Below are 11,959 nucleotides of genomic sequence, written 5' to 3'. Positions count from 1 at the left end.
CCTGCGGCGCTTCCCCCTCCCCGCCCCTTCCCGCTGTGACATTTTGCGGGCTGCCGCCGCGTGGGGGGCTCCGCCGCAGACCCCGGCCTCTGGACGGCTGAAAAATCAGCCCTCCCCGGGGGTCTGGGGGCTTGCCCCCAGCTTCGGGAAAGGGGCGGGGAGGGGAACAGCGCCGCAGGCAAACCCGCACACACCAACCACCCGAACAGGAGCACGCACCCCATGACCGACTCACCGCAACACAACGACGACGTACTCCACTCCACCGACAACGCCGTCGCATGGATCACCCTCAACCGTCCCGACGCCATGAACGCCGTCACCTGGGCCCAACGCGAGCGCATCATCGCGCTCCTCGCGGACGCCTCCGCCGACCCCGGCGTCCGCGCCGTCGTCATCACCGCCACCGGCAAAGGGTTCTGCGCCGGGGCCGATCTCCGGGGCGCCCCGGCCGGGCGCGGGGAGCGTGTCGCCGGGGACGTAGCCCGGACCATCCGGCTCGGCGCGCAGCGCCTCGTCGCGGCCGTCCTCGACTGCGAGAAGCCCGTGATCGCCGCTGTCAACGGCACCGCCGCCGGCATAGGCGCGCACCTAGCCTTCGCCTGCGACCTCGTACTGGCCGCGGAATCCGCCAAGTTCATCGAAGTCTTCGTACGCCGCGGCCTGGTCCCGGACGGAGGCGGCGCGTACCTGCTGCCGCGCCTCATCGGCCCTCAGCGCGCCAAAGAGCTGATGTTCTTCGGGGACTCTCTCCCCGCGGCGGACGCGCAGCGGCTCGGGCTCGTCAACCGGGTCGTCCCCGACGGCGAGCTGGCAAAGGTCGCCCGCGAGTGGAGCGAGCGGCTGGCGCAAGGGCCCACCCGTGCCCTGGCCCTCACCAAGCAGCTCGTCAACGCCTCCCTCGACTCCGACCGCACCACCGCCTTCGCCGCCGAGGCGACCGCCCAGGAGATCAACATGACGACCACGGACGCGAACGAGGGCGTGGCGAGCTTCGTCGAGCGGCGCACACCCAAGTACCGCGGGCTGTAGCGAGCCAGAGGTGCCGCACCGCCCTTCCCATCTGACGGGTCGTCAGCTTCAATGGGTGGCGTGATGGGACACGCAGGGATGGCAGCAACCGCCGTCCGATACCTCAGGTCGGTCGGCGCCTCAACGGCCGCCGAGCAGCACGTCGAAACAATGCCCCGACGCCCGCATCTCCGGGCCGTCGGTGACGACGAGCGAAGCGAGATGGGGGTCCCCCCGGCCGAAGGCTGGGGGAGCCTGCCCGTCGATCCCGGCGAATTCCGTGCCGTACTCGGCCACTTCGCGAGCGGGGTCACCGTCGTCACCGCGCCCGGCGCGGACGGCCGGGACGCCCCGGTGGGCTTCGCGTGCCAGTCCTTCGCGTCGCTCTCCCTCGACCCGCCCCTGGTCACGTTCATGATCGCCCGTACGTCGACGACCTGGCCGCACATCGCCCGCGCCGGAGTCTTCTGCGTCAACGTGCTCGGCGAGGACCAGGGCCCGTTGTGCATGGGTTTCGCGGTCAGCGGGGCGGACAAGTTCGCGGGGGTCTCGTACGACGCGGCTCCCGTGACCGGGTCGCCTCGGCTCGCCTCCGTACCGGCCTGGATCGACTGCCGCATCCAGGCCGTGCACACGGGCGGCGACCACCTCATCGTGGTGGGGAAGGTAGAGGCGCTGGGCGGGGTGGAGGACGAGGACGCGGCTCCGCTGCTCTTCCACCGGGGGAAATTCGGGCGCTTCACCCACTGATGGCGGCAGCAGCCGCAGGCTGCACGAGCCGATCCAGCTGCGCGACATGGCGGAGCAGGAGTCCATGTCCGTACGGACCTTCACGCGGCGCTTCCGCGAGGAGGTCGGCATCAGCCCCGGCCAGTGGCTCAACCAGCAGCGGGTCGAACGCGCCCGGTACCTGCTCGAATCCAGCGACCTGTCGATCGACCGGATCGCGCGCGACGCCGGTTTCGGTACGGCGACGTCGCTGCGCCAGCACCTACAGGCGGCTCTCGGCGTCCCGCCGACCGTCTACCGGCGCCCTTTCCGTGCCACGGCCGGAAGTTGACTCAGCGACCGAGGTCGCCGGCCGCCGTCGCCACTCCGCCAGCACGCTGACCAGCGTCAGCAGCAGGGTGAGCCCGACCCCCGCCAGGATCGCGACGGTCGGCGATGCCACCGCGAGAAGTGCCCCCGAGAGCGTCGCGCTCGTCGCGTAACCGACGGCGGCCGCCGCGTACATCAGGGAGAACCCGGTGGCCAGGAGCCGCTCGGGCAGGGCGTCCCTGAGGCTGAGGGTACGAGTGACCTGTACGCCGGACATGAAGAGCCCAGCGGTCAGCAGAGCCACGCCGATCCCGATAAGCGCGGGCACTACGGCCACCAGCGCCACGCAACCGGTCACCCCGAGCAGCAGCACCAGCGACTGCGTCCGGACCCGGCCGGGCCAGCTGCGCAGCCCGTACAAGAAGGCTCCGGCGGCGGCCGCCACCGAGTATCCGGCGAGCAGCGGACCGGCCCAGCCCACCGGGTGGTGCCGCTGCTCCAGCAGTGCGGGCAGGACGAGGTCGGCGAGGGCGAGCAGCCCCATGGCGGCCGAGGCGGTGATGTACACGGGCCAGGCGAGGGCGAGCGCCCGGAAGGTGGACGCCTTGCCGCCGCCCTTGCCATCACCCTTGCCGTCGCCGTCGCCCTCGTCGTCCGCCTCCGTCTGCCACCCGGCGGGCAGGCCCCACAGCCCGCCCGCACCCGCCGCCATGAGGACGGCGGCGAGCAGCATCGGAGCGGCGGGGTTCACGCCGAGCGCGAGCCCGGCGGCGAGGGCGGGGGTGGCCGCCCAGATGCCGTACGTCAGCATCGTCTCGTAACTCATCGCCTGCGCGGCCGCGTTCTTCGGCACGAGCGACAGCAACAGCGCCCGCGTGCCGCCGGGCGCGGCCCCCGGCGCGGCTCCGGCGAGCGCCGCGAACGCCCCGAGCAGTACCGGATGCCCGTGCTGGAACACTCCCAGCGCGCCGAAGGCGACGGCCCCCACGAAGAATCCGGCCGCCAGCTGCGGCCGTGCCCGTTCGGCCTTGAGGCGCGGCCCGAGCGCCAGCGCGCCGACGACCTCGCCGACGACGTACACGGCGGCGAGGGCCGCCCCGAGGGCGTAGCCGCCGGGGCGCTCGCGTACGAGGAAGACGATCGCGAACGGTGCCATGGAGACCGGCGATCTGGCCCCGATCGCGACAAGAGACCACGTCAGGACGGGGCGTGTGGCCAGCTCGCGATAGGACATGCGCACGACCGTAACGCGGGGAAAGTGGCTGGCCAACCGATTAGTCGCGTCGCCCGCGGCGGCTGCGGCAGGCGGTTGCGGGGGCGGCCTTCAGAAGGTCAGCACCCCGCGCGCCACCCGCCCGTGCTGCGCGTCGTCCGCCGCCTTCGCGAAGTCCTCGACGGGGTACGTCTCGGTCACCAGCTCGTCCAGCAGCAGGCGGCCCTCCCGGTAGAGCTCGGCGTACAGCGCGATGTCGCGCTGGGGGCGCGAAGACCCGTACCGGCAGCCGAGGATGGACTTGTCGAGGTACATCGACGAGACCAGGAAAGACGCCTCGGCCGTGGCCGCCGGTACGCCGAGCAGCACTGCCTGTCCGTGCCGGTCGAGCACGTCGATCGCCTGCCGGATGAGCGCAGTCTTGCCGACGCACTCGAAGGCGTGGTCGGCGCCGTGCGGCAGGACCTCCTTCACGGCGTCGGTCTCGGCCGATTCGAGGAAGTGGGTGGCGCCGAACTGCCGGGCCACGGCCTCCTTCGCCGGGTTGGAGTCGACGGCGACGATCGTCAGCGCCCCTGCGATGCGGGCGCCCTGGATCACATTCAGCCCGATTCCACCCGTCCCGATGACGACGACGGTGTCCCCCCGGTCGACCTTGGCCCGGTTCAGCACCGCGCCCACGCCCGTGACCACGCCGCAGCCGATGAGTGCGGCCGAGGTCAGCGGAATGTCGTGGGGAATCCTGACGGCCTGGACTCCCTTCACGATCGTGCGTTCGGCGAAGGACGAGTTGGACGCGAACTGGAACAGCGGCTCGCCCTTCCGCGAGAAGGGCTGCCCCGGCATTCCGATCGCTTTGCGGCACATGGTGGGCCGGCCGCGTCCGCACTCGGCGCACGTCCCGCAGTTGGCGATGGTCGACAGCGCCACGTGGTCCCCGGGGGCCACATGTGTCACGCCCGCGCCGACGGCCTCGACCACGCCGGCGCCTTCGTGCCCGAGCACCACGGGGACAGGGAACGGAATGGTCCCGTCCACGACCGAGAGGTCGCTGTGGCACAGCCCTGCGGCCCCGATGGCCACCAGCACCTCCCCCGGCCCGGGGTCCCGTATCTCCAGATCGTCGAAGACCTGGACCTGCCGCCCGTCGAACACGACGCCCCTCATCTGGTTCATCTGGGCTCCCTCGGTAGGCCGAGCACGCGCTCGGCGATGATGTTCCGCTGGATTTCGTCGGAGCCGCCGTAGATGGTGTCGGCCCGGGTGAAGAGGAAGAGCCGCTGGAAGGAGTCGAGTTCGTACGGGCGCTCCGCCTCCCAGTCGTACGGCCCGACGGCCGCCGCAGCGCCGCGCACCTGCACGGCGAGCTCGCCGAGGCGCTGGTGCCAGCCGCCCCAGAGGAGCTTGGCGACGCTGGGGGCGCCGGAGTCGGCGCCCGAATTCCCGAGCGTGCGCAGGGCATTGGCCCGCATGGCGTGCAGCTCGGCCCACAGCCGGACGAGTCGTGCGCGAAGGACGGGGTCGTCGGCGCCGCCGCTCGCGACGGCAAGCCGCACCACTGCCTTCAGCTCCTCCGCGAACCCGATCTGCTGCACGAGCGTGGACACGCCGCGCTCCAGCGCGAGGAGTCCCATGGCTACGCGCCAGCCGTCACCCTCGCCACCGACCAGTTCCCGGGCCTCGGCCCCGTCGAAGAACACCTCGTTGAACTCGCTGGTCCCCGACATCTGCCGGATCGGCCGCACCTCGATACGCCCCGGCTGGTCCATCGCCACCAGCAAGAACGACAACCCGTGGTGGCGCTGCGATCCGGGTTCGGTCCTGGCCAGCACGAAGCACCAGTCGGCGTCCTGGGCAAGGGAGGTCCAGATCTTCTGCCCGGTGACGCGGTAGGCGCTTTTGTCCTTCACGGCAGCGGTCCGCACCCCGGCCAGGTCCGACCCGGCGCCCGGCTCGCTGTACCCCTGGCACCACAGCTCCTCGCCCCGTGCGATCCCGGGCAGGAACCGCGCCCGCTGCTCCTCGGTGCCGTAGGCGATCAGGGTCGGGGCGAGGAGGTTTTCGCCGATGTGCCCGAGGCGGGCGGGGGCGCGGAGGCGGGCGTACTCCTCGGCCCAGACGACCTGCTGGGTGAGAGTGGCTCGCCGGCTGCCGTACGCCCCGCCGTCCTCCCACCCGATCCCGATCCACCCACCGGCCCCGAGCTCCTGCTCCCAGGCGCGGGGCGTGGGGGTGCGGTCGAGGTGTGCGGTGAGCCATGCGCGGGCGTCGGCCCGGAACGCGTCGTCGTCGGGGCCGAAGGTGAAGTCCACGGTGCGGTGCTCCAGTTCTTGGCGTTGCGCTGCGAATGTGCGGCTGCCTGCGGCGCGTTCACCACCCCACGTCACCCATTCGGCCGCGCCCGCTTGGCCGCCGCCTCCGCCATCCCCTCCAGCTGCGCCAGCATCGGCATCGGGTCCGAGCCCACCGTCCCCGGCAGGAAGTCCGCAATGCGTTCCGGGGTCCAGGGGCCGCCCTCCGCGTACCCCGCGCGCAGTTCCCTCGGCTGTGCCCAGACCGCGATCTTCGGGCCGGCGATCGTATAGACCTGGCCGGTGATCTTCTCTTCCCTGGCCCGCTCGGAGAGCAGGTACACGACCAGCGCCGCCACATCCTCCGGCTCGCCGATCTCCTTCAGCTCCATCGGCACGTTGGCCGACATCCGCGTACGGGCGACCGGAGCCACCGCGTTCGCCGTGACCCCGTACTTGTGGAGGCCCAGCGCAGCGCTCCGGACCAGGGAGATGATCCCGCCCTTCGCCGCGCTGTAGTTGGCCTGGGCGACGCTGCCCTGATGGTTGCCGCTCGTAAAGCCGATCAGCGTCCCGCCGCCCTGCTTCCGCATCACCGCCGACGCCGCCCGGAACACCGTGAACGTGCCCTTGAGGTGCGTGGCGATGACGGGGTCCCACTCCTCCTCCGCCATGTTGAACAGCATCCGTTCGCGCAGGATCCCGGCTACGCACACCACCCCGTCGATCCGCCCGTACCGCGCCAGCGCCACGTCGACGATCCGCTGCCCGCCCTCCATCGTCGAGATGTCGTCGGCGACGGCGACCGCCTCGCCGCCCGCCGCCTCGATCTCCTTCACCACCGACTCCGCGACCTCGCTCGTCGGCTCCGAGCCCTCCATCGAGACGCCGTAGTCGTTGACCACGACCCTCGCGCCCTCGGCCGCGCAGGCCAGAGCCACCGCCCGCCCGATGCCACGCCCGGCGCCTGTCACGGCGACGGCCTTGCCTGCCAAGAAGTTCCCCACGTCCGGCCCCTTCCCGCGGTTTCTGACGGACCGTTAGATTTTATGGGCAGGCGGACACCCGAGCACAAGACCCGAGGAGGCCCCATGTCACTGCCGGCCGAGTTCCACGACATAGCCAAGCGCGTGAACAACTGGGGCCGTTGGGGCGCCGACGACGAGATCGGCACCCTCAACCTCATCACCGACGAGGTCGTACGCACCGCAGCCGCCACCGTCCGCACCGGCCGCCGGATACCCCTCGCGCTCCCCCTCCAGGAGGACGGCGTGCAGGTCGGACTGATCCCCGGCCGCGTCAACCCGCTCCACACCATGGTCCAGATCAACCAGGAGCTCTTCGGCCCCGGCACGGTCGCCACCAGCGACGACGCCGTGACCATGGGACTCCAGGCGGCCACTCACTGGGACGCCCTCACCCACGCGTCGCACTCCGGGAAGATCTACAACGGCCGCCCCGCCGACTCCATCACGCCCCACACCCGGGCCCGTTTCAGCGGCATCGACAAGGCCGGGCATGTCGTCTCGCGCGGTGTGCTGCTCGACGTGGCGCGCGCGAAAGGAGTGGACCGGCTGCCCGGGGACCATGCCGTGACGCCCGAAGACCTCGAAGCCGCCGAGGAGTTGGCGGGTACGACCGTCCGGGGCGGCGACATCGTTCTCGTACGGACCGGGCAGATCCAGGTCTACCTGAGCGGCGACAAGCACGCCTACGGCTACCCGTCACCGGGGCTTTCCGTCCGTACGCCCGAGTGGTTCCACGCCCGCGACGTCGCCGCGGTCGCGAACGACACGCTCACCTTCGAGATCTTCCCGCCGGAGATCGAGAACCTGTGGCTGCCCGTGCACGCCCTCGATCTGGTCGAGATGGGCATGCTCCAGGGGCAGAACTGGAACCTGGAGGAGTTGTCCACAGCCTGTGCGGAAGAGGGGCGGTACGCCTTCCTGCTCTCTGCGATGCCGGAGCCGTTCGTCGGCGGCACAGGAACCCCGGTCGCGCCCGTGGCGATCCTCTGAAGCGGTACCGCATGAACACGGATGAACACCGGGTGGCGACACGCTCTGCGCGCCCCGAGCACGGCACGGCCGCCGCCACCCGGTTCCGGCGTACGCCCTGACGCCGAACAGCGATCCGCACTCGCCAAGGCAGGGTCCTCGGCGTCCCCTCGCAGCGAATCGCTTCACCCAAGGGTCATCAGACCGCCATGAACCGTCAACACCCAGTCGGCAATTTACGCGTTACGCACTATTTGTGACAGCGCACGACGGCTCACGCCCAGGCGCCTCATACGCCCCCGGCGCCACCACGGGCGCCCCCCGGTCCACCTCGCACCAGATGCGCTTTCCAGCACCTTCCGACTGCCAGCCCCACCGGTCGGCCAGCCCGTCGACGAGTTCGAGGCCACGCCCGTTGGTGTCTTCACCCTCCGCATGGCGCGGCTTCGGCGGGCGGGCGCTGGCGTCGGCGACCTCGACCCGCACCGTGCCGTCGTCGGCCGTACCGAAGAGCATGCGCAGGACGGCCGGACAGCCTGTATGCACCACGGCATTGGTGACCAGCTCCGAGATGAGCAGGATCAAGGTCTCGGCCAGCGGCTCGTCGACCCTTATCCCCGAGCCGGCGAGCCGCGAGCGCGCCCACCTCCGGGCCCGCCCCACCTCGGCAGGATCGGCCCCTACCTCCAACTGCACCTGAAGCACCTGCACCGCTCACACCATCCGAACCGGCGGACACATCGCCTCGCGTCTCCACAGGGTCACGGAACGTGATTCCCTTGTGGGACAGCATGGTTGACGTACAGTCACCGCAACAAGCGCTTCAGGCATATTCCAGCGCGAAGGAGTACGCGTGGTGCATACTGTGCGACGCACGCTGCGGGTAGTCGAACAAGGGCGCACACGGCGCCTTCGCACTACGCGAACGGCGCACATTCCGGACCCGGCAGTCACCGCACTGGCGACACCGGGACAGCTGCGCATCACAACCACTCGCATCCCACGGAGAGTACCGGAGGGCACCCCCGACTCCGGCCCGTGACGAGTCACGCAAAGGACACAACCCGATATCGACGCACGGTAGTCGTTCGTGAGTCGCAGCATCGCGTGACCGTCCGATCACTCGCAGGTAAGAAGCACAGGGCGCAGCAAGGCACCACAAAGCACAGAGCTCACAGCGCCCCCGCCAGTACCTCCGCCGCCGCCCCCGCCGTCTGCCACCGTTCGGCGCGCACCCAGGCCCGCTTCAGGTGGAGGTGGACGTCGGCCTCCCAGGTGAAGCCCATGCCGCCGTGGACCTGGAGGCAGTCGCGCGCGTTACGGACCGCCGCGTCGTCGGCGAGCAGCTTGGCCCCGGCGATCTCCACCGGGTCGGCGGTGACGGCGGCCGCGTAGACGGCGCTGCGGGCGAGCTCCGCCCGTACCAGCATCTGCGCGCACAGCTGCTTGACCGCCTGGAAGACGCCGATGGGGCGGCCGAACTGCTCGCGTTCGCGCGCGTACTGGACCGCCGCGTCGGTGGTACGGACGGCGCTGCCGAGCTGTTCGGCGGCGGTCAGCAGGATCGCCTCGGGGTGCGGAGCCGTCCGGGCAACGCCCGGTACGCGGTGCAGCGGCGTCAGCGGGTCCACGGAGCGTACGGGCACGGCTCCCGCCGCATCCCCCAGCACCCGGTCGGCGGCGTCCAGCCACTCCACCAGCCCGCCGTCCACCATCGTCACGACGGTTTCGCCGGTGGCGGCCCCGGCCACCGTGCCGGCCGCGAGGTGCGTGGCCACCAGGGGGCCGGGCAGCAGCGCGCGGCCCGCCTCCTCGAAGACCAGGACCGCCTCGGGCAGGCCGAGGCCCACCCCGCCGTCCTCCTCCGGCAGCCGCAGCGCGAAGAACCCGGCGTCTCCCAGTTCCCGCCACAGGGCCCGGTCGAGGCCAGGGCCCAGACCCGGCCCGTCGACGGCGGCGCGCAGCCGCTCCCGCCCGAAGCGGCCCTCCAGGAGATCCCGCACGCCTGCCTGCAATGCCCGCTGGTCGTCCGTCGGCCGGAAGTCCATCAACGCCCCTTCGGCAGGCCGAGGATGCGCTCGGCGACGATGTTCTGCTGGATCTGGGACGTACCGGCGGCGATGGTGTACGAGAGGGACGACAGGCGGTCCAGGGTCCAGTCGTGGGACAGGTCCAGGGACTCGGGTCCCAGTACGGCGGCCGCCGCGTCGTACAGCTCCTGGCGGGCGTGCGAGTAGCGCAGCTTGAAGACCGAGCCGCCGGTCCCCGGGACGCCTCCGGTCTGCTGTGCTTCGCTGACGTTCCACTGGGTGAGCCGCCACAGGGCCGTGAATTCGGCGTTCAGCCGCCCCAGCCTGCGGCGCAGTTCCTGGTCGTCCCAGCGGCCGTTCGCCCGTGCCGCCGCGGCGAGTTCGCCGAGGGTGCGGCGGCAGGCGACGACCTCGCCGACGAAGGCGGTGCCGCGTTCGAAGGAGAGGGTGACCATGGTGACGCGCCAGCCGTCGTTCTCGTCGCCGACGCGGTTGGCGACCGGGACGCGTACCTCGTCGAGGAACACCTCCGCGAACTCGGCCGATCCCGCGAGGGTGCGCAGCGGCCGCACCGTGACCCCGGGCGCGTCCATCGGCATGGCGAGCCACGAGATCCCGCGGTGCTTGGGCGCCGCCGGATCCGTACGGACGAGAAGCTCGCACCAGTCGGCGACCTCCGCGTGCGAGGTCCAGATCTTGGATCCGCTGACCACATAGTGGTCGCCGTCGCGGACCGCCCTCGTACGGAGCGAGGCGAGGTCCGAGCCCGCGTCCGGCTCGCTGAAGCCCTGGCACCAGACCTCGTCGCCGCGCAGCACGGGCGGCAGCCATCTGGCGCGCTGCGCGGCCGTCCCCTCGGCTGCGATCGTGGGGCCCGCGTGCAGCAGCCCGACGAAGTTCGCGCCGACGTACGGGGCCCCGGCGCGTTCCGTCTCCTCCAGGAAGATCAGGTGCTGGGTGGGCGTGGCGCCCCGGCCGCCGGCGTCGACTGGCCAGTGCAGCCCCGCGTACCCGGCGTCGTACAGCATCCGCTGCCACGTCGTGTCGTACGCGCGCCGCCCCGGCCAGTCCATCGGGTCGGGCTTGGCGGGCAGTTTGGGGAGCGCTACGCCGAGCCACGCCCTCAGGCGGGCTCTGAAGTCCTCTTCCTCCTCGGTCCAGGTGAGGTCCATCAGCGGTCGCGGTCCAGGTCGAGCCCGAGCATGCGGATCGCGTTGCCGCGCATCAGCTTGTAGACCGTCTCGTCGTCGAGGCCCTTGACGTGGTCGAGGGCGACGTCCTTGGTGTGCGGGAACGTCGAGTCGACGTGCGGGTAGTCGGTCTCGAAGGTGGCGTTGTCGCGGCCGACGACGTCCAGCGACGCGATGCCGTGCTTGTCGCGGAAGAAGCAGCAGAACATCTGCCGGTAGTAGTACGTCGACGGGGGCTCGGGGATCAGGTCCCTGACCCCGCCCCAGGCCCGGTGCTCCTCCCACACGTCGTCGGCGCGCTCCAGGGCGTAAGGAATCCAGCCCATCTGACCCTCGCTGTAGGCCAGTTTCAGGCGCGGGAACTTCACCAGTACGCCGCTGAAGAGGAAGTCCATCATCGAGGCCATGGCGTTGTTGAAGCTGAGCGACGCCTGGACGGCGGGCGGGGCGTCGGGGGACGCGGCGGGCATCTGGGACGACGACCCGATGTGCATGTTCACGACCGTCCCGGTCTCCTCGCAGATCGCGAAGAACGGGTCCCAGTGGCCGGAGTGGATGGACGGAAGGCCGAGGTAGGTGGGGATCTCGGAGAAGGTCACGGCCCTGACCCCGCGCGCCGCGTTCCGCTTGATCTCGGCGACGGCCAGCCCGATGTCCCACAGCGGGATGATGCACAGCGGGATCAGCCGGCCGCCGCTGTCGCCGCACCACTCCTCGACCATCCAGTCGTTGTACGCGCGGACACACGCGACTGCCACTTCTTTGTCCTGCGCTTCGGCGAACGTCTGGCCGCAGAAGCGCGGGAAGGTGGGGAAGCAGAGGGACGCCTCGACATGGTTGAGGTCCATGTCGGCCAGCCTGGCCTTGGGGTCCCAGCAGCCGCGCCGCATCTCGGCCCGGGTGATGCCTTCGAGGGTCATGTCGTCGCGGTCGAAGCCGACGGCGGCGATGTTGCGCTTGTACGGGAACTTGAGGTCCTCGTAGATCCACCAGTCGGCCGGCGGCCCGTCCGGGTCCATCGTGATCTGGTATTTGCCCGCTACGTACGCGAGCTCGCCGATGCCGGCGGTCAGCGGCTGCGGGCCGCGGTCGCGGTACTTCGCCGGAAGCCAGGTCTCGAAGAGGTGCGCCGGTTCGATCACATGGTCGTCGACGCTGACAATCCGGGGCAGTTCCATGGGCGTGTCCC

General features: G+C 71.0%; 11 protein-coding genes and 1 pseudogene. 4 read left to right on the top strand and 8 right to left on the bottom strand.

Annotated elements, in window-relative coordinates:
- Positions 1-222: 222 nt before the first annotated feature.
- The 3 genes and pseudogenes from J7I98_RS05750 to J7I98_RS05740 all read left to right on the top strand — a co-directional run.
- Positions 223-1,032, top strand: coding sequence for an enoyl-CoA hydratase/isomerase family protein (locus tag J7I98_RS05750; RefSeq protein ID WP_214919466.1), 810 nt, complete (start codon positions 223-225; stop codon positions 1,030-1,032).
- A 78-nt stretch (positions 1,033-1,110) separates the two neighbouring features.
- Positions 1,111-1,761, top strand: coding sequence for a flavin reductase family protein (locus J7I98_RS05745; protein ID WP_214919465.1), 651 nt, complete (start codon positions 1,111-1,113; stop codon positions 1,759-1,761).
- Between the two features lie 16 nt (positions 1,762-1,777).
- Positions 1,778-2,071: pseudogene (locus J7I98_RS05740) on the top strand (helix-turn-helix domain-containing protein); the annotation flags it as partial.
- On the opposite strand, the gene J7I98_RS05735 reads toward J7I98_RS05740, so the two are convergent.
- The 4 genes from J7I98_RS05735 to J7I98_RS05720 form a co-directional block, all read right to left on the bottom strand.
- Complete coding sequence (locus J7I98_RS05735) at positions 2,003-3,283, bottom strand: MFS transporter (RefSeq protein ID WP_214919464.1); 1,281 nt, start codon at positions 3,281-3,283, stop codon at positions 2,003-2,005. The pseudogene J7I98_RS05740 and the gene J7I98_RS05735 overlap by 69 nt on opposite strands.
- Before the next feature lie 90 nt (positions 3,284-3,373).
- The gene (locus tag J7I98_RS05730; RefSeq protein ID WP_214919682.1) at positions 3,374-4,429 is read right to left on the bottom strand and encodes a Zn-dependent alcohol dehydrogenase; all 1,056 of its coding nucleotides are present in this window, start codon (positions 4,427-4,429) and stop codon (positions 3,374-3,376) included.
- A 5-nt stretch (positions 4,430-4,434) separates the two neighbouring features.
- Positions 4,435-5,574, bottom strand: coding sequence for an acyl-CoA dehydrogenase family protein (locus J7I98_RS05725; RefSeq protein ID WP_214919463.1), 1,140 nt, complete (start codon positions 5,572-5,574; stop codon positions 4,435-4,437).
- A 71-nt stretch (positions 5,575-5,645) separates the two neighbouring features.
- A complete protein-coding gene (locus tag J7I98_RS05720; protein WP_214919462.1) occupies positions 5,646-6,560 on the bottom strand; it encodes an SDR family oxidoreductase in 915 nt (304 codons plus the stop codon).
- A gap of 84 nt (positions 6,561-6,644) precedes the next feature.
- Between J7I98_RS05720 and J7I98_RS05715 the strand changes: the two genes are divergently transcribed.
- Complete coding sequence (locus J7I98_RS05715) at positions 6,645-7,571, top strand: cyclase family protein (RefSeq protein ID WP_214919461.1); 927 nt, start codon at positions 6,645-6,647, stop codon at positions 7,569-7,571.
- A gap of 222 nt (positions 7,572-7,793) precedes the next feature.
- Here J7I98_RS05715 and J7I98_RS05710 read toward each other — a convergent pair whose 3' ends face one another.
- The 4 genes from J7I98_RS05710 to J7I98_RS05695 all read right to left on the bottom strand — a co-directional run bounded on the left by J7I98_RS05710 (position 7,794) and on the right by J7I98_RS05695 (position 11,948).
- Positions 7,794-8,261 (bottom strand): ATP-binding protein, encoded by a 468-nt coding sequence (locus J7I98_RS05710; protein WP_214919460.1) that lies wholly within the window; start codon positions 8,259-8,261, stop codon positions 7,794-7,796.
- A 461-nt stretch (positions 8,262-8,722) separates the two neighbouring features.
- Positions 8,723-9,598, bottom strand: a complete 876-nt coding sequence (locus J7I98_RS05705) for an acyl-CoA dehydrogenase family protein (RefSeq protein ID WP_214919459.1) — start codon at positions 9,596-9,598, stop codon at positions 8,723-8,725.
- Positions 9,598-10,752: an acyl-CoA dehydrogenase gene (locus J7I98_RS05700; protein ID WP_214919458.1), complete on the bottom strand. Its 1,155-nt coding sequence runs from the start codon at positions 10,750-10,752 to the stop codon at positions 9,598-9,600. The genes J7I98_RS05705 and J7I98_RS05700 overlap by 1 nt, the downstream gene beginning before the upstream one ends.
- The gene (locus J7I98_RS05695; protein ID WP_214919457.1) at positions 10,752-11,948 is read right to left on the bottom strand and encodes an amidohydrolase family protein; all 1,197 of its coding nucleotides are present in this window, start codon (positions 11,946-11,948) and stop codon (positions 10,752-10,754) included. Before J7I98_RS05695 ends, J7I98_RS05700 begins: the two co-directional genes overlap by 1 nt.
- Between the last annotated feature and the right edge of the window lie 11 nt (positions 11,949-11,959).

The sequence above is a fragment of the Streptomyces sp. ISL-98 genome (genome assembly GCF_018614055.1).
In the GTDB taxonomy this organism is placed as follows: domain Bacteria; phylum Actinomycetota; class Actinomycetes; order Streptomycetales; family Streptomycetaceae; genus Streptomyces; species Streptomyces spiramyceticus.
Note: the sequence above shows the minus strand (reverse complement) of the source record. Positions and strands in the feature narration are given on the sequence as shown.

Excerpts from the sequence above, each read along its gene's own strand:
- J7I98_RS05730 (WP_214919682.1), bottom strand. The coding sequence starts at position 4,429 with ATGAGGGGCGTCGTGTTCGACGGGCGGCAGGTCCAGGTCTTCGACGAT.
- J7I98_RS05735 (WP_214919464.1), bottom strand. The coding sequence starts at position 3,283 with ATGTCCTATCGCGAGCTGGCCACACGCCCCGTCCTGACGTGGTCTCTT.
- J7I98_RS05695 (WP_214919457.1), bottom strand. The coding sequence starts at position 11,948 with ATGGAACTGCCCCGGATTGTCAGCGTCGACGACCATGTGATCGAACCG.
- J7I98_RS05705 (WP_214919459.1), bottom strand. The coding sequence starts at position 9,598 with ATGGACTTCCGGCCGACGGACGACCAGCGGGCATTGCAGGCAGGCGTG.
- J7I98_RS05750 (WP_214919466.1), top strand. The coding sequence starts at position 223 with ATGACCGACTCACCGCAACACAACGACGACGTACTCCACTCCACCGAC.
- J7I98_RS05745 (WP_214919465.1), top strand. The coding sequence starts at position 1,111 with ATGGCAGCAACCGCCGTCCGATACCTCAGGTCGGTCGGCGCCTCAACG.
- J7I98_RS05715 (WP_214919461.1), top strand. The coding sequence starts at position 6,645 with ATGTCACTGCCGGCCGAGTTCCACGACATAGCCAAGCGCGTGAACAAC.
- J7I98_RS05700 (WP_214919458.1), bottom strand. The coding sequence starts at position 10,752 with ATGGACCTCACCTGGACCGAGGAGGAAGAGGACTTCAGAGCCCGCCTG.